Genomic DNA, 16,437 nt, shown 5'->3' on the forward strand with positions numbered 1-16,437 from the left:
TAGGTGGCGGGGGTGGCGATGGCGACCAGCGGCAGCACCACGTCGCACTTGCGGATGTTGTACTCGATCCACTCGCGGTTGATGGTGATGTCGCCTTCGAAGAAATGCATGCGCGGGTGGTCGACGAGGTCGCCGAGGCGGTCCGTGTTCATGTCCATGCCGTAGACCTCCCACGGCGTGGTTTCCAGGATGCGGCGCGTCAGGTGGTGGCCGATGAAGCCGTTGACGCCGAGAATCAGGACCTTTTTCATCGGTTTCCCTCGTTGGACTGTTCGGTATGGAGATGCCGGGCAAGCGCCTGCGGCGTGACGGCCGCGCCGTCCGGTGCCAGGAGCCGCGTGACGATGACCACGCCGCCGTCGCCGCACACGCCGAGGACATGGCCGTCGCGCAGCTGCAGGCCGGTTGCCGTGCCGGCGGGCATCGACGGCACCGCACCAGGCAGCGGCCGGCGCGCCTGCGCCACGATGAAGCGCTGCCCGCCGACTTCGGTGAACGCGCCGGGGTAGGGCGGCGCGACCGCGCGGATCAGGTTGTAGACCTCGGCGGCGGGCCGGTTCCAGTCGATGCGGCCGTCCTCGGGCTTGCGCCCCGAGTAATAGCTGCCTTCGGTCAGCCGGTTCGGGCGGCGCGGCGTCTGTCCCGCCATCATTGCGGGCAGCGCGCGCCACAGCGTCTGCTCGGCCGCCACGGTGACCTTCTCGAACACTTCGCCGGCAGTATCGTCGGGCAGGATCGGCACGGCGGTCTGGTCGACGATATCGCCTGCGTCCGGCCTGGCTTCCATGGCGTGCAGCGTGGCGCCGGTCTCGGTCTCGCCGTGCAGCACCGCCCAGTTGACCGGCACGCGGCCGCGGTACTTCGGCAGCAGCGAGCCGTGCATGTTGAACGCGCCGCCCGGTGCCAGCGCCAGCACGCCGGCGGGGATCATGGCGCGATAGTAGAACGAGAAGATGACATCCGGGCGTGCGTCGCGCACGGCCTGCGCGATGGCGGGATCGGCCGGGTCCTCGCCATATAGGAACGGCACACCCAGCTCGGCGGCGGTGTCCGCCACGCGGCGGAACCAGATGTTCTCGTCGGGCCGGTCGCGGTGCGTGATCACCAGCGCCACCTCCACGCCCCGCGCATGCAGCACGCGCAGGCAGCGGTCGCCGACATTGTGGTAGGCAAAGACGACGGCGCGCATCACGGCTCCACGGTGCGGGCCGGGTCGGCCTCGAGTATGGCCTTGATGCGGTAGCGCGGGCGGTCGCGCACTTCCTGGTAGATGCGGCCGACGTATTCGCCCAGCAGGCCCACGCCGAACAGCAGGATGCCGATCAGGAAGAAGTTCATGGCGAACAGCGTGAACACCCCCTGCACTTCGGAGCCCAGCACAAAGCGCCGCACCAGCAGCACCACGAACAGCACCCCCGACAGCAGCGACAGCAAGGTGCCGATGGCCGAGAACCACTGCAGCGGCACGATCGAGAAGCCGGTGACGAGGTCGAAATTCAGGCGGATCAGCTGGTACAGCGAGTACTTGGATTCCCCCGCGTGGCGCTGCTCGTGGCCAACTTCGATCTCGACCGGATTCGAGGCAAAGGTGTACGCCAGCGCCGGGATGAAGGTATTGACCTCGCGGCACGCGTTGATGGTGTCGATCACGGTGCGGTCATAGGCGCGCAGCATGCAGCCCTGGTCCGTCATGCGGATCCTGGTGATGCGCTCGCGCAGCCGGTTCATCGCGCGCGAGGCATAGCGGCGGAACGCGGTGTCGTTGCGCTGGCGCCGGATGGTGCCGACGTAGTCGTGGCCGGCGCGCATGGTCTGGACCAGGCGCGGGATTTCCTCGGGGGGATTCTGCAGGTCCGCGTCGAGCGTGATCACGATCTTGCCGCGGGTGTGCTCGAAGCCCGCCAGGATCGCCATGTGCTGGCCGAAGTTGCCATTGAACAGCACCACCCGGGTCACGTCCGGGCGCTTGTGGAACTGCGCCGCCAGCAGCTGCGCGGAGCGGTCGACGCTGCCGTCGTTGATGAAGATGATCTCGTAGCTTTCGCCGAGGCCATCCAGCGCCGGATAGAGGCGATCGAACAGGGCTTGCAGCCCGTCTTCTTCGTTGTAGACCGGAATGACGACCGAGACCTGGACCGGGCTCATTGGGAAAGACGTTTGCATGTTTCGCTGAGGATTGCGCAGACCCGCTCCACGTCCGAGGCTTGCATCGCCGGGAACAGCGGCAGCGTGACGATGCCGCGCCCGATGCGCTCGGCGTGCGGCAGCATGCCTTCGCGCCAGCCGAGTGAGCGGTAGTAAGTGAAAAGATGGACCGGCGGATAGTGCACGCCGGTGCCGATGCCGCGCTCGCGCATGGCTTCCATGAGCTTCTGCCGCGCCTGTGCCGGGCCGCCCTGCATGCGCTCGGTCGGCAGCACCACCTGGAACATGTGCCAGTTGGTGGTGGCCGCCTGCGGGTCCAGCGCCTGCGGCAGCTCGATGCCGAGGGCCTGCAGGCCGCTGTCGGCGGCGCAGCGGAAGTAGGTGTCGGCCAGTTCGGCGCGGCGCGCGGTGATGGCGTCGAGCCGCTCCAGCTGGGCCAGGCCGACCGCGGCGTTGACATCGGTCAGGTTGAACTTGCCGCCCGGCTCCTCGACATCCATGCCGTCCAGGCCGGAGCGGATCACGCCCTGCAGCCGCAGGCGCTCGGCGCGCACGGCTTCCTCGGGCGTGTTCATCACCAGGCAGCCGCCTTCGATGGTGGTGATGTTCTTGTTGGCCTGGAAGCTGAAGCTGACCAGGTCGCCGAAGGCGCCGATGCGCTCGCCGCGCCAGCGCGAGTCGATCGCCTGGGCCGCGTCTTCGATCACGCGCAGCCCGTGCCTGGCGGCGATCGCGTACAGCCGTTCCATGTCGACCGGCAGGCCGGACAGGTAGACCGGCATGATGGCGCGCGTGCGCGGCGTGATGGCGGCCTCGACCGCGTCGAGGTCCAGGTTGCGCGTGCGCGGGTCGATGTCGACGAACACCGGCTTCGCCCCCACGGCCACCACCACGTTGGCGGTGGCGACCCACGTGATCGGCGTGGTGATGACTTCATCGCCGGGGCCGATATCGGCGATGCGCAGTGCGATCTCCATGGTCGCCGAGCCGTTGGCGAAGGTGCGCACCGGGCGCCCGCCAAACAGGTCGGACAGCGCGGCCTCGAAGGCCTGCATCTTCGGTCCGGAGGTGATCCAGCCCGAGGCCAGCACCTTGCCGACTTCGGCAATGGCGGCGGCGTCGATCTCGGGCCGCACAAACGGCAGGAAGGCGGGAGCGGAGGCGGTCATGGCAGGCGAAGGAGGCAGCGGCGGTCAGGCCAGGCGAAGGCGCGGACAGCCTTCAGGAGCGGGCGATCAGGAAGACGCCCGCCAGTATCAGCAGGATGCCGGCCACGCGCAAGGGCCCGATGATCTCGCCGAACAGCCACCAGGCCGCGAGCGCATTGACCACGTAGCCCAGCGACAGCATCGGATAGGCGATCGACACATCGACGCGCGACAGGCCCACGATCCAGACCCCTACGCTGACCACGTACAGCGTAAGCCCGGCCAGCACCGGCCATTGCGTCAGCACGCGCAGCGCCGTCACCAGCAGCGTGCCGCGATCCAGCGTGATCGCGCCGACGGCGTTGACGCCGGCCTTGAGCAGCAGCTGCGCCGCCGCATTGAGCAGCACGCCGGTCAGGATGAAAGCAAAAGTGGAAAGCGTCATGGCAAGGCGGTTGGCGGATTACGGTGCTTGCGTCTGTGCTGGCTGTCCGGGCAGCGCGAAATTGGCCACGGCCACGCGCCGGCGATCGCCGGCGATCTTGTGCATCGGCACGCCGCGCGCGGCCAGCGCGGCGTAGGTCTGCGGCGCCATGATCGCCACCGCGCGCTGGCCGTCCTGCCAGCGCGCAATGAACTGGTCGACGCTCGGGATCCACTTCTGCGGTTCCTGCCTGATGCCGAATTCAAGTTCGTCCGGATGCTCGACCAGGATCGTGCTGCGGCGCAGGTAAAACGGCAGCGTGTGGTCCAGCAGCCGCACGCTGTACAGCGGCATGTCGGGCGCCAGCACGGCGCTGATCGCGGGCGCCAGGTCCGCGCCGGAGCTGGGCCGGCCCATCACTTCGTGGGCGCGCAGTCCGACCGTGGCGCAGACGAACATGGCCAGCGCATAGGCCACCACGCTGGGGAATACGCCGCGCGTGCGCAGCAGCCTGCGAGCCAGCAGCGCGCCGCCCAGCATCACGGCAAAGGCAACCGCGAGCCATGCGGCGAACTCACGATACACCGCGTTGGGCGTGCCCGGTTTTTCCATCATGCCGACGAACGGGATCGCGAGCAGCCCGATCACGCCGAGCGCAACCATGGCATTGACCTGCCAGCGCCACGCGCGTTCCGTGGTGGTTTCCAAAGCTACGCCGGCAAGCAAGGCCAACGCCGGGAAGATCGGCACGATATAGCCCGGCAGCTTGGAGCCGGACAGGCTGAAGAAAACGAAGATCGCCGCCGCCCACAGCCCGGCCAGCAGCGCCGGCTGGAACGGGCGCGGCGCATTGCCGCGCGCCACTCCGGCGCGTTCCCGCACCGCCTGCCACATCTGCGGCACCAGGCCCAGCCACGGCAGGAAGCCGGCCAGCAGCAGCGGCACGAAGAACCAGAGCGCGCCCTCGCGGTGATGCACATTGGAGGTGTAGCGCTGCCAGTGCTCGTGGATAAAGAAGAAGCGCAGGAACTCCGGGTTGCGTTCGGAGACCAGCCAGAACCATGGCACCGTGACCGCCAGCAGCACCGCGATGCCGGCCAGCAGATGCAGGCGGCCCCACAGCTTCCAGTCGCGCGTCGCCAGCGTGTAGACCACCAGCACCAGCCCGGGCAAGGCCAGGCCGACCAGCCCCTTGACCAGCACCGCCACCCCCATTGCGGCCCAGCACGCCAGCATCCAGTTGCGCCGCACGGCCGGCGTGGCCGCGGGATGCTGGGCCAGCAGCATGCAGGCGAGCACGCACGCCATGGCCCCGGACAGCGTCATGTCGAGCGAATTGAAGTGCCCGGCGACATTCCACATCGGCGTCGACACCAGCACCAGGCCGGTCAGCATCGCCACGCGGCGGCCGTACCAGCGGGCCGCGGCCAGCATCGACACGCCGATGCCCAGCATGCCGGACAACGCCACGCACAGGCGCGCCTGCCAGTCGCCCACGCCGAACAGGGTGTAGGCCAGCGCCGTCACCCACATGTGGAAGGGCGGTTTCTCGAAATACTTGAGTTCGTGGTAGCGGATCGTGACCCAGTCGCCGGTGGCGACCATCTCGCGGGCAATCTCGGCGTAGCGGCCTTCATCGGAGCGCAGCAGGTGGCGCATGTCCAGGGTACCGAACCAGACCAGCAGGATCAGCAGGCCAACCAGCATGACGGTACTTGCGGTGGCTCCGATGGACGGCGCGGCGACAACCCGCGAGGTCGATGAACTACGCATGGATCTCCTGGAAAAGCGCGGCGGACGAGGTCTCGGGCGTCGCGCGGCGATGGGCAAGCCATCACAACGCTGAGCCGGGCCTGGCGGTGGACACCTGACCGGAATGTCCGCGCGGGCGCGCCGCAGGCACGCCATGGCCGCCAGGCGCCCGGAACGCCACAACCGCTGGAATACGCGAGGCGCGCAATGGTAGCACGGCGGCCAAGTCACTCCGGACGGATCCCGGGAGTGGCGGGAGGGCCAGTTGCGCGACAAATGAGGTGTATAAAGCATATGTGGCCGGGTGAGCCCGTGAAGGAGCCCGGCATCATCGTCGGCATGCCTGTTAGACCGACGACGGCGTGAAATGACCGGTTACATGCGCAACAAAAACGCCATAATTCTGATGGGATGCCGTCAGATATCGGCGGAACCGTGGGCGGGACAATTTAGACGGGGATCGATGTGAACACAGAGGTTCAGCAAATCCGGCAGGCCGGCCTGGTGGCGTGCGCGGCGGCGTTGGGGGCGCTATTTGTGTCGCTGCTGGCGCAACCCGCCGGCGCCCAGGGCATGGCGGTGCTGCCCGGCACCGGCGGCATCGCCCAGGCGGCGGCCAGCCAGGCGCAGGCCGCCGCCGCGGCGGTGCTGTGCAATGCGCCGTGGTTCCGCTCCGGATCCCATGTGCAGATGGAAGGCGACGGCGTGATGCCGATGTCGATCCGCATGACCCTGCGCGACGTGCAGCGCAGCCCGACCGGGTGCCGCGCCCAGCTCGAGGTCAATTCCAAGTCGGCGCTGTCCGCGCTGATGGGGCCGCCGGTGATCACCAACCAGGTCCACGAGGTGGTGATCGAACGCAGTGCGCCCGAGGCGCAGACCAGCATCGAAAGCCAGCATGCGGTCATCAACGCGCGCGCGCGCTATGCCCGCATGTATGGCGAGGCAGCGTTCCGCGGCAAGGGGGTGTTCAACTACGCCGGCCTGGACCTGCGCGAAGGCACCACGCTGGAGGGCGAAGTGTTCCGCTCCAGCGTCTCGCTGAAGGTCTATCCGCTGGGCTCCGATGAAGCGGTCAGCACCATGGACGCGCAGCGTGCCACCATCCATATCGGCTCGCGCCACGTGGGCAGGCTGCAGATGATCGACACCCTGATGGGGCGCAAGGAATGCCACCCGATTTCCTACGACAAGCGCACCTCGCTGGGGCCGCTGATGATCGGTGGCGAACTGGTGCAGGTCGAGCCCACCGTGATGCACGTCACCGACTGGTACTGCCCGGCCGAGGCTTTCGTGCTGCGCACCGAGGTGCGCCAGGACGACAAGGTGCAGCGCGTCGATGTCACCGCGCTGGAGCGCGATACGCAGGCGCCGTAGCCGGCGCCATGGCCTCCTCGCCCGCGAGGGCGCAAAAAAACCCGCCGCGGCGGGTTTTCTTGTATCAGGCGGCAGCCGTGGTTCAGCTGGCAGCCGCAGCGGGGGTGGCTTTCTTCTTGCTGCTCTTGTCGTTCTTTTTCTTGGTGCCTTGCTTGGCCGGCTTCTTGTCGGCGGCCGGAGCGGCAGGGTCGGCCAGGTCGGTGCGGGTGCTCTTGTTGGCGCCCTGGCTGTACGGATCGAACTTGTCGCCGGCCTTGGCGCCCTGGCTGTACGGGTCGAACTTCTCGCCCGACTTGGCACCCTGCGAATACGGATCGAACTGCTGCTTGCCGCCGGTTTGTGCCTGCACGGCCAGCGAAGCGGCGCCAAGGCAGAGTGCGATCGCGGTCGCGACGAACTTGTTCATGGTTTCTCCTGAGATATGCCGCCGTCGGGCGGTCGTGTCTATGGCCTGCCCTGCAAAGGGATGGCTCGGGCCAGTGTCGCCAACATCATTCACGACTGTCAACTTGGGGCTTGCCCGGCACGGCAACCTCATGGAAACCCTGAATTGCGGCACCAGCGCGATTGCGCATGGCGCCGCCGGCACGCCTTATTCGGTGACCGCGTCGGACGGATGCTTCCAGGCCGCGCGCACCTCGCCCGAAGGCGCCAGCGCCAGGTTGATGCCGCGGCTGCCGATGGGCTGCTGGAACCAGCGTTGCTGCAGCGCCTTGACCTCGGGGCCGGCGAAGGTGGTGGCGAGGGTCTGGTCGACCAGGCGCTTCCATTCCGGATCGGCCTTGGACAGCATCAGCGCGTTTTGCTCCACGGACAGCGCCGGACCCACGATGACGTATTGCGAAGGATCCTTGGCGCGCGCGCGCAGGCCGGCCAGCAGCACGTCGTCCATCACGAAGGCCTGGGCCCGGCCCGATTCCAGCAGCAGGAACGATTCGCCGTGGTCCTTGGCGTAGACGTCGTGATAGCCGTACTGGCCCTTGAAGCGGCGCACGTGGCGGTCGCCGGTCGAGCCCGCGCTGGTGACCACGGTCTTTCCGCGCAGGTCGCCGAACGAGCGGATGCCCGAGTCGGCGCGCACCAGCATGCGCACCGTCGACACATAGTGCGAGACGCTGAACGCAACCTGCTTCTGGCGCTCGAGCGAATTGGTGTTGGGGGCGCAATCGAGGTCGACCAGCCCGTTCACCACTGCCGGGATGCGGTTCTGCGGCGTCAGCGGCATCCAGCGCACCTTCAGGTCCTTCAGGCCGAGCTTCTGGCGCGCCGCCTCGGCCGCGCGCAGGCACAGGTCGACGGCATAGCCGGCCGGCTGGCCCTTGTCGTCGGCAAACGAGAACGGCAGCGCGGATTCGCGGTAGCCCAGCACGATGGTGCCCGAGTCGCGGATCTTGTCGAGCACCGGGCTCTGGGCGCGTGCCGCGGCCGGGGCCAGCATGGCGGCGGCGCCGGCGGCGAGCAGGATTGCCGCGAGCGGGCGGCGGGCGCGGGAAAGGCGGGCGGTCAGGGCAGACAAGGCGAAGGCGGTCATGCGGGGAGAAACTGGAAAGCAGCCGGCAATCCGGCGAAGACGCTAGGGTATACCCCCAGCCTGCGTGCGGCGAAGGACATTGTCGTCATAAGCAAATTCCCAGGTACGACTCGTTTCCCCGCATCGGTTGCATTGGTGAAACGCCAAACGGATGAGGTTCCCCGACCATTGGAAGCGCCGGTTGCGCCATCCGGACGATGGGCGCCAACGACCGCCTCACCTACGCTTGCAAAAAACGACATGGCAACGGGACGGGAGGCACGATGGCAGCAAGCAATCGCGGGCGCATGACGGTGGCCGCAGGTGCCATCGGCCGGCAGCGGCCTGGTCCACCGTCGCGCTAACACCGGGACCTGTGCCATGCACGCAGCCGCCACGCATGCGCGCGAGATCCGGCATGCCGCGCCGGGTCTGTCCGGCCACGCGCGTCCGGACGATGCGCTGCTGGACTGCCTGCTCTGGCTGGCCCGGCACTTCCACCAGCCGGCCTCCGCCGAGGCTCTGGTCGCCGGGCTGCCGCTGGAGGGCCATCGCCTTACCCCCGCGTTGTGCGCGCGTGCCGCAGCGCGCGCGGGCCTCTGCGCGAGGCTGGTACGACGCAGGCCCGACGAGATCCCTGACCGCGTGCTGCCCGCGATGCTGCTGCTGGACCAGGGCGAGGCCTGCATCCTGGTGCGCCGCGCCGAGGAGGGCATGCTGGTGGTGGTGCTGCCCGAGTTCGGCGACGGCGAACAGGCCGTGCGCGGCGAAGACCTGCTCGCGCGCTACACCGGACACGCCATCTTTGCCCGGCCCGCGTACCGTCCGGATGCCGCCCGGGCTGCTGTCGATGCCGCGCCCGATCAAGCGCCCGGTCAAGCGCCGGATCAAGGGCCGCGTGCATGGTTCTGGGGCGTGATGCGTCAGTGCTGGCCGGTCTATGGCGAGGTGTTGGTGGCTTCCTTGCTGCTCAGCCTGTTTGCGCTGGTAATGCCGCTGTTCACCATGAACGTCTATGACCGCGTGGTGCCGAACCATGCGCTGGAGACCCTGTGGGCGCTTGCCGTGGGCGTCGGCCTGGTGCTGCTGTTCGAGCTCGCCATGCGCATGCTGCGCGGCTACTTTGTCGACGTGGCGGGCAAGCGCATCGACGTGACGGTATCCGCCACGCTGTTCGAGAAAGTGCTGGGCATCGAGACGCGCTCACGGCCCGCCTCGGTCGGCAGCCTCAGCAGTCAGTTGCAGGAATTCGAATCGGTGCGCGATTTCCTGACCTCCGCCACCATCACCACGCTGGTCGACCTGCCGTTCGCCGCGGTCTTCATCGCCGCGATGTTCTGGGTGGGCGGTCCGCTCGCATGGGTGCCGCTGCTGACGGTGCCGCTGGTGCTTGGCCTCAGCCTGGCGCTGCAGGGACCGCTGTCGCGCGCGGTGCGGGCCGGCAGTGCCTGCGCGGCACAGCGGCAGGCGGTGCTGGTGGAGACGCTGGTGGGGCTGGAGACCATCAAGACCACGGGCGCGGAAGGTGTCGCGCAGCGGCAATGGGAGCAGGTGGTCGGGCAGATGGCCCGGCTGGCGCTGCGCTCGCGCTGGCTGTCGGCATGCGTCATCAACGCTGCGCTGTTCGCGCAGCAGGCCGCCACGCTGGCGGTGGTGGTGATGGGCGTCTACCAGATTGCCGACGACCGCCTCACCATGGGCGGCCTGATCGCCTGCACCATCCTGGCCGGGCGTGCGCTGGCCCCGCTGTCGCAGATGGCCGGACTGACCACGCGCTATCACCAGGCGCGCACCGCGCTGGCCGCCCTCGACCGGACCATGGCGTTGCCAGTCGAGCGCCCGCCCGGCAAGCATTTCCTGCACCGTCCGCCGTTGCGCGGCGAGATCGAATTCCGCGCGGTCAGCTTCCGCTACCCCGGCCGCGACGGTGCCGCGCTCGACGGTGTGTCATTCCGCATTGCCAGCGGCGAGCGGGTCGGGCTGATCGGCCGCATCGGCTCGGGCAAGACCACCATCGAAAAGCTGGTCCTGGGCCTGTATCCGCCCGATGCCGGCTCGGTGCTGGTCGACGGTACCGAGGTGCGCCAGCTCGACCCGGCGGCGCTGCGGCGCGGTATCGGCTATGTGCCGCAGGACGTGATGCTGTTCAGCGGCACCGTGCGCGACAACATCGTGATGGGCGCGCCCTACGCCGACGATGCCGCCGTGCTCCGCGCCGCGCGCCTGGGCGGTGTCAGCGAATTCATCGAGCGCCTGCCCGAGGGTTATGACCTGCGCCTGGGCGAGCGCGGCGAGGGGCTCTCGGGCGGCCAGCGGCAGGCCATCGCCATCGCGCGCGCGGAGCTGTTGCAGCCGCCTCTGCTGCTGCTCGACGAACCCAGCAGTGCCATGGACAACCGCACCGAAGAGCAGTTCAAGGCGCGGCTCGCGGCAGCGCTGGGTGAGCGCACGCTGCTGCTGGTGACCCACCGCGGCTCGCTGCTGAGCCTGGTCGATCGCCTGATCGTGATGGACCAGGGCCGCATCGTCGCGGACGGGCCCAAGGCCGAGGTGCTGAACGCGCTGGCGGGGAGGAAGCTCCATGTCGCCTCGGCCTGAGCCCCGTACCCTTGCGCGACGCGTGGCTGCCGCGCTGAGGCCGCACGCCGATGACACCGCATTCATGGATGCGCGCGACGCGGCGGCGCTGTCGCGGCCTCGCTGGTTCGCGCACTGGATCCTGTGGTGCGCCGTGGGCTTCGTCGGCGTGGCGCTGGCCTGGGCGGCGCTGGCGCGGGTCGATGAGGTGGCGGTGGGCGAGGGCAAGGTGATTCCGTCGAGCCAGGTGCAGGTGGTGCAGAACCTGGAAGGCGGGATCGTGGCGCAGATCATGGTGCGGCCGGGGCAGGTCGTCAGCAAGGACCAGCCGCTGATGCGCATCGACGATACGCGCTTCACCGCCTCGTACCAGGAGGGCCGTACCAAGGACGATGCGCTGGTGGCACGCATCGCGCGCCTGAGCGCCGAGGCCGCCGGCACCGACTTCGTCGCCAGCGCGGGCGGCGACGGCGATACGCGCCGTTTCGTGGCCGAGGAACGCTCGCTGTTCGCCTCGCGCAGGCACGCGCTGGAAGCGAACCTGGCCGTGCTGCGCCAGCAGTCGGAGCAGCGCCGGCAGGAGCTGGCCGAAAAGCGCTCGCGCGAGCAGCAGCTGCGGCAGAGCCATCGCCTGGTGGCGCAGGAGCTGGCGATGATGCGGCCGATGGTGGCGCAGGGCGTGGTGTCCGATGTCGATGTGCTGCGGCTGGAGCGGCAGACCAATGACCTCAAGGGCGAGCTCGACGCGTCGCGGCTGGCGATGCCGCGACTGGAGGCGGCCTATCGCGAAAGCCAGCAGAAGCTCGCCGAGGCGAGTGCGCATTTCCGCGCCGAGGCCATGCGCGAGCTCAACCAGGCCAGGGCCGAGCAGGCAGCGCTGAGCGCCACCAACACCGCCTTGCAGGACCGGGTCGACCGCACCCTGGTGCGCGCGCCGCTGGCCGGGATCGTCAAGCAGCTCAAGATCAATACCGTGGGGGGCGTGGTCCAGCCGGGCATGGACCTGGTGGAGATCGTGCCGCTGGAAGACACGCTGCTGGTCGAGGCACGCGTGCGGCCGGCCGATATCGCCTTCCTGCGGCCGGGGCAGCCCGCGGTGGTCAAGCTGTCGGCCTACGACTTCTCCGTCTATGGCGGCTTTGCCGGCACCGTCGAACATATCAGCGCCGATACGCTCACGCCGGAGCGGCCCGGCGAGCGCCCCGAGAGCTACTACCTGGTGCGCGTGCGCACCCGCGACAACCGGCCGGCAGGAAGCACCGTACAGGTGCCGATCCTGCCCGGCATGGTCGCCACGGTGGATGTACTGACAGGGCAGAAGACGGTGCTCCATTACCTGCTCAAGCCCATCATCAAGACCCGGGACATGGCGTTCCGTGAACGGTAGCACCCAGCCGGCCCTGGCGCGGGCCTATTGCAACGATAACAAGCAACGCATGGCCGCGGGGCCTGCATTCAGGACGGAGAGAGAACGACCATGGCAACCGTGACTGGCACCAACGGCAGCGACAGCCTCATCGGCACCGCAGGCAGCGACACCGTTCTGAGCGGCAACGGCAACGACTATGTCAGCGCGGGCGATGGCAGCGACTATGTCGATGCCGGCAATGGCGACGATATCGTCGAGGGCGGCGATGGCAGCGACACGCTGCTGGGCGCCAACGGCAAGGATCGCGTGTTCGGCGGGCGTGGCAACGACAGCGTGTCGGGCGGCAACGGCACCGACGCGGTCTACGGCGGCAGCGGCGACGACGTGATTGGCAGCGCCGACGGCGCGTCCACGCTTTACACCGGCGACAACGGCGGCGATACGCTCTATGGCGACGGCTACGACAGCTATGCCGATTATCTGCGCGGGCGCGGGCATGAATCGGCCCAGCCAGGCAATGATCGCATCCAGGGCGGCAACGGCGACGACCTGATCTTTGGCGACAACGGCGACGGCGCCGTCGTCGGCGGCGACGACATCATCGCCGGCGGCAATGGCAAGGACACCATCTCCGGCGAAGGCGGCAACGATACCATCGCCGGTGGGGGCGGCGGCGACATGCTGAGCGGGGGCAGCGGCCGCGACACCTTTGTCTACCACGCGGTCTCTGATTCCACCGCGGCCGGCATGGACGTCATCGCCGGCTTCGAGCGCGGCACCGATCGCCTGGACCTGCGCCCGGTGCTGGGCGACACCGGCTTCCAGTGGGGCGGCCTGACGCCGACGGCCCATGGGGCCTGGTACCAGCAAGCGGGCGGCAACACTTATGTCTACGTCGATGTCGACGGCAATCCCGCGACGGCCGAAATGGTGATTCGCCTGGACGGCCTGCACGACCTGACCAAATCCGATTTTGCCGGCTACGATAACCATGCCCCTGCCGCCGCGGTCGATACCAGCGCCATCGGCGAAGACAACCATCCGAACCCGGTTACCGGCAACGTGCTGGCCAATGACAGCGACGTCGATGCCGGCAATGTGCTGGCCGTAGCCAGTCCCGGCACCTATGTCGGCCAGTACGGCACGCTGCAGGTCAACGCCGACGGCAGCTACAGCTACACGCTGGACAACGGCAATCCGCTGGTCCAGTCGCTGCGCCTCGGCGACCATGTCGAGGAATCGTTCGGCTATAGCGTGACGGACGGCCAGGCAGCGGCGGCATCGACACTGAGCATCCGCATCAACGGGGCCAACGATGTAGCGACGATTTCCGCATCGACGAGCGAAGACACCACGGTGACCGAAGCGGGCGGCGTGGCGAACGCGACGGCGGGCGACGCGTCGGCCAGCGGCACGCTGACGGTCAGCGATGTCGACAGCGGGGAAGCGCATTTTGCCGCGGTGGCGCCGGAGAATCTGGTGGGCCAGTACGGCACCTTTACCTTTGACAGCAGCACCGGGGCCTGGACCTACACGCTGGATAACGGCAAGGCGGACACGCTGACCGCGGGGCAACAGGTCAGCGATTCGCTGCTGGTGTCATCGGCGGACCAGACCGCGCAGCAGACCATCACGGTCAATATCACCGGCACGAACGATGCGGCGACCATCACCGCATCGACGAGCGAAGACACCGCGGTGACCGAGGCCGGCGGCGTGGCGAACGCGACGGCGGGCGACGCTTCGGCCAGCGGCACGCTGGCGGTCAGTGATGTCGACAGCGGCGAAGCGCATTTTGCCGCGGTGGCGCCGGAGAATCTGGTGGGCCAGTACGGCACCTTCACCTTCGACAGCAGCACCGGGGCCTGGACCTACACGTTGGATAACGGCAAGGCCGACTCACTGACAGCCGGCCAACAGGTCAGCGATTCGCTGCTGGTGTCATCGGCGGACCAGACCGCGCAGCAGACCATCACGGTCAATATCACCGGCACGAACGATGCGGCGACCATCACCGCATCGACGAGCGAAGACACCGCGGTGACCGAGGCCGGCGGCGTGGCGAACGCGACGGCGGGCGACGCTTCGGCCAGCGGTACGCTGGCGGTCAGTGATGTCGATAGCGGCGAAGCGCACTTTGCCGCCGTGGCGCCGGAAAGCCTGGCGGGCCAGTACGGTACCTTCACCTTCGACAGCAGCACCGGCGCGTGGACCTACACGCTCGATAACGACAAGGCCGATGCGTTGGCGGCAGGCCAGCAGGCCAGCGATTCGCTGACGGTGTATTCGGCGGACCTCAGCGCGAGCCGGGAAATCAAGGTCAATATCGCGGGCACCAACGACACCGTCGTCAACAGCGTTCCGGTGGCGCAGGTCGTCAACGAGGACACGCCGCTGGTATTCAGCGCCGCTACCGGCAATGCGCTCAGCATCGCTGACGTGGACGGCACCAGCCACACGGTGACCCTGACGGCCAGCGCCGGCACCATTACCCTGAACGGCACCGCGGGATTGCAGTTCCTTGCGGGCGACGGCAGCGCGGACGGCACCATGACCTTCACCGGCAGCGACGCGGCCATCAATGCCGCGCTCGATGGCCTGCAGTTCACCGGCGACAAGGACTATGCCGGCGGCGCCTCGCTGCAGATGCAGACCAGCGACGGCGCAGGCACCGACACCGACTCGGTCGCGATCACCCTCAATCCCGTCAATGACGCACCGGTGGCCGCCGGGGATGTGGTCTATGTCTCGAACAACACCAGCAATATCCTGATACCGGTCAGTGCCTTGCTCGGCAATGACGGCGACCTCGACGGCCTGGCGCTTTCGATCACCGCTCTGGGCGGGACCAGCGGAGCCATCAGCAACCTGAGATTCGCGCCGGACACCAACAACAGCTACATCCTGTTCGACTCGGGCAACGCGGCGACGGGCAGCTTCAGCTATACCGTTGCCGATGGCGCAGGCGGCACCAGCACGGCGACCGTGACAGTCAATGTCTCGTCAACCAATGGCGCGGCCACGGTGTCGCTGGCCGGCCAGAGCTACCAGGCCTCTTATCTGGATGGCGGCAGCAACAACGATGCGCTGACCGGCGCCGCCGCCGGCGATGTGTTTATCGGCGGGGCAGCGAGCGACACGCTGCGCGGTGGCGCCGGCGACGACGTGCTGCGCGGGGCCGCCGGCGACGATACGCTCGACGGTGGCGGCGGCATCGATATGCTGGATCTTTCCGATGCCAGCGGCGGGCTGACCTTTGCGCTGGTGCAGGGCGGCGGCACACTGGTAAACCTGTCCAGCGTGGGCCTCGGCAGCGATACCTACAGCAATATGGAAGGCGTGATCGGTTCGCGCTTCAATGACTCGCTGGCCGGCAGCGGCGCCAATGATGTCCTGCGCGGCGGCGCCGGCAATGACACCCTCGACGGCGGCGCCGGCATCGATCTGCTGGATTTCTCCGATGCGACCGGTGCGATCAGCTTCACGCTGGTCCAGGGCAGCGGCGTGACTGCGGCCAACCTCGGCGCCGTCAACCTTGGCACCGACAGCTACACGAAGATGGAAGGCGTGGTCGGCTCGGCGTTCAACGACACGATCTCGGGCTCCGCCGGCAACGATGTGCTGCGCGGCGGCGCCGGCGATGACGTGCTGGCAGGCGCTGCCGGCAATGACCTGCTGGTCGGGGGCGCCGGGGCCGACACACTGGCCGGCGGCGACGGCAGCGATATCTTCCGCGTCCTGCGTTCTGATGCCGCTTCGGTCGACACGATCGCTGACTTCAACCTGGCGCCCGCGGCCAGCGGCGGCGATGTGCTGGACCTGTCCGACCTGCTGTCTGGCGTCGGCGTCAGCAGCGACAATGCCGCGCAGTTCGTGCGGCTGGCCGAGGTCGACGGCAATACCGTGGTCAGCCTGGATCGCGACGGAACTGGCACGGCGGCCGCGTTCCAGGATGTCGCGGTACTGCAGGGCATGGTGGGGCTCGATCTGAATACGCTGTTGAGCAACGGCAATATCCATATGGTCTGACGCGGGGAGCGCGGACGGGAAAGAGGGGAGGATGCCGCGGCCACGCGGCAATGCAGGACGGCGGCATCGCTGCCGGCAGGGCATATAACCATAAGAAGCGGGTAGG

Annotated in this window: 12 protein-coding genes; 4 read left to right on the top strand and 8 right to left on the bottom strand. The window is 68.2% G+C overall.

The features are described 5' to 3' along the window. From GA0116996_RS21275 to GA0116996_RS21300, 6 genes are all read right to left on the bottom strand, one after another. On the bottom strand, positions 1-251 hold a 251-nt coding region (locus GA0116996_RS21275; RefSeq protein ID WP_141693755.1), incomplete at its 3' end, for an NAD-dependent epimerase/dehydratase family protein. Continuing rightward, complete coding sequence (locus GA0116996_RS21280; protein ID WP_092315574.1) at positions 248-1,189, bottom strand: formyltransferase; 942 nt, start codon at positions 1,187-1,189, stop codon at positions 248-250. The genes GA0116996_RS21275 and GA0116996_RS21280, both read right to left, overlap by 4 nt. Further along, positions 1,189-2,145: a glycosyltransferase gene (locus tag GA0116996_RS21285; protein WP_375790483.1), complete on the bottom strand. Its 957-nt coding sequence runs from the start codon at positions 2,143-2,145 to the stop codon at positions 1,189-1,191. Before GA0116996_RS21285 ends, GA0116996_RS21280 begins: the two co-directional genes overlap by 1 nt. After that, entirely contained in the window at positions 2,142-3,314 is a 1,173-nt protein-coding gene (locus GA0116996_RS21290) for a DegT/DnrJ/EryC1/StrS family aminotransferase (protein WP_092315578.1), read from the bottom strand. The genes GA0116996_RS21285 and GA0116996_RS21290 overlap by 4 nt, the downstream gene beginning before the upstream one ends. Before the next feature lie 52 nt (positions 3,315-3,366). Beyond that, positions 3,367-3,738, bottom strand: a complete 372-nt coding sequence (locus GA0116996_RS21295) for a DMT family transporter (protein WP_012356262.1) — start codon at positions 3,736-3,738, stop codon at positions 3,367-3,369. Positions 3,739-3,756: 18 nt separating this feature from the next. Further along, a complete protein-coding gene (locus tag GA0116996_RS21300) occupies positions 3,757-5,490 on the bottom strand; it encodes a glycosyltransferase family 39 protein (protein WP_092315580.1) in 1,734 nt (577 codons plus the stop codon). Positions 5,491-5,934: 444 nt separating this feature from the next. On the opposite strand from GA0116996_RS21300, the gene GA0116996_RS21305 reads away from it, so the two are divergent. Beyond that, a complete protein-coding gene (locus GA0116996_RS21305) occupies positions 5,935-6,846 on the top strand; it encodes a hypothetical protein (RefSeq protein ID WP_092315582.1) in 912 nt (303 codons plus the stop codon). A gap of 82 nt (positions 6,847-6,928) precedes the next feature. Here GA0116996_RS21305 and GA0116996_RS21310 read toward each other — a convergent pair whose 3' ends face one another. Beyond that, the gene (locus tag GA0116996_RS21310) at positions 6,929-7,252 is read right to left on the bottom strand and encodes an amino acid ABC transporter permease (RefSeq protein WP_092315584.1); all 324 of its coding nucleotides are present in this window, start codon (positions 7,250-7,252) and stop codon (positions 6,929-6,931) included. A 186-nt stretch (positions 7,253-7,438) separates the two neighbouring features. Next, on the bottom strand, positions 7,439-8,377 hold the full coding sequence (locus GA0116996_RS21315; RefSeq protein WP_092315586.1) for an amino acid ABC transporter substrate-binding protein: 939 nt from the start codon (positions 8,375-8,377) through the stop codon (positions 7,439-7,441). A 360-nt stretch (positions 8,378-8,737) separates the two neighbouring features. Between GA0116996_RS21315 and GA0116996_RS21320 the strand changes: the two genes are divergently transcribed. The 3 genes from GA0116996_RS21320 to GA0116996_RS21330 all read left to right on the top strand — a co-directional run bounded on the left by GA0116996_RS21320 (position 8,738) and on the right by GA0116996_RS21330 (position 16,331). Next, entirely contained in the window at positions 8,738-10,954 is a 2,217-nt protein-coding gene (locus GA0116996_RS21320) for a type I secretion system permease/ATPase (protein WP_092315588.1), read from the top strand. 64 nt (positions 10,955-11,018) lie between these two features. Beyond that, entirely contained in the window at positions 11,019-12,320 is a 1,302-nt protein-coding gene (locus GA0116996_RS21325) for an HlyD family type I secretion periplasmic adaptor subunit (RefSeq protein ID WP_244159940.1), read from the top strand. Between the two features lie 90 nt (positions 12,321-12,410). Then, entirely contained in the window at positions 12,411-16,331 is a 3,921-nt protein-coding gene (locus tag GA0116996_RS21330; RefSeq protein ID WP_092315592.1) for a beta strand repeat-containing protein, read from the top strand. Positions 16,332-16,437: the final 106 nt, after the last annotated feature.

The sequence above is a fragment of the Cupriavidus alkaliphilus genome (assembly GCF_900094595.1).
Classification (GTDB): domain Bacteria; phylum Pseudomonadota; class Gammaproteobacteria; order Burkholderiales; family Burkholderiaceae; genus Cupriavidus; species Cupriavidus alkaliphilus.

What these genes read in the sequence shown, in the direction of transcription:
- GA0116996_RS21280 (WP_092315574.1), bottom strand. Translation starts at nt 1,189, where the DNA reads ATGCGCGCCGTCGTCTTTGCCTACCACAATGTCGGCGACCGCTGCCTG.
- GA0116996_RS21285 (WP_375790483.1), bottom strand. Translation starts at nt 2,145, where the DNA reads ATGAGCCCGGTCCAGGTCTCGGTCGTCATTCCGGTCTACAACGAAGAA.
- GA0116996_RS21290 (WP_092315578.1), bottom strand. Translation starts at nt 3,314, where the DNA reads ATGACCGCCTCCGCTCCCGCCTTCCTGCCGTTTGTGCGGCCCGAGATC.
- GA0116996_RS21295 (WP_012356262.1), bottom strand. Translation starts at nt 3,738, where the DNA reads ATGACGCTTTCCACTTTTGCTTTCATCCTGACCGGCGTGCTGCTCAAT.
- GA0116996_RS21300 (WP_092315580.1), bottom strand. Translation starts at nt 5,490, where the DNA reads ATGCGTAGTTCATCGACCTCGCGGGTTGTCGCCGCGCCGTCCATCGGA.
- GA0116996_RS21310 (WP_092315584.1), bottom strand. Translation starts at nt 7,252, where the DNA reads ATGAACAAGTTCGTCGCGACCGCGATCGCACTCTGCCTTGGCGCCGCT.
- GA0116996_RS21315 (WP_092315586.1), bottom strand. Translation starts at nt 8,377, where the DNA reads ATGACCGCCTTCGCCTTGTCTGCCCTGACCGCCCGCCTTTCCCGCGCC.
- GA0116996_RS21320 (WP_092315588.1), top strand. Translation starts at nt 8,738, where the DNA reads ATGCACGCAGCCGCCACGCATGCGCGCGAGATCCGGCATGCCGCGCCG.
- GA0116996_RS21325 (WP_244159940.1), top strand. Translation starts at nt 11,019, where the DNA reads ATGGATGCGCGCGACGCGGCGGCGCTGTCGCGGCCTCGCTGGTTCGCG.
- GA0116996_RS21330 (WP_092315592.1), top strand. Translation starts at nt 12,411, where the DNA reads ATGGCAACCGTGACTGGCACCAACGGCAGCGACAGCCTCATCGGCACC.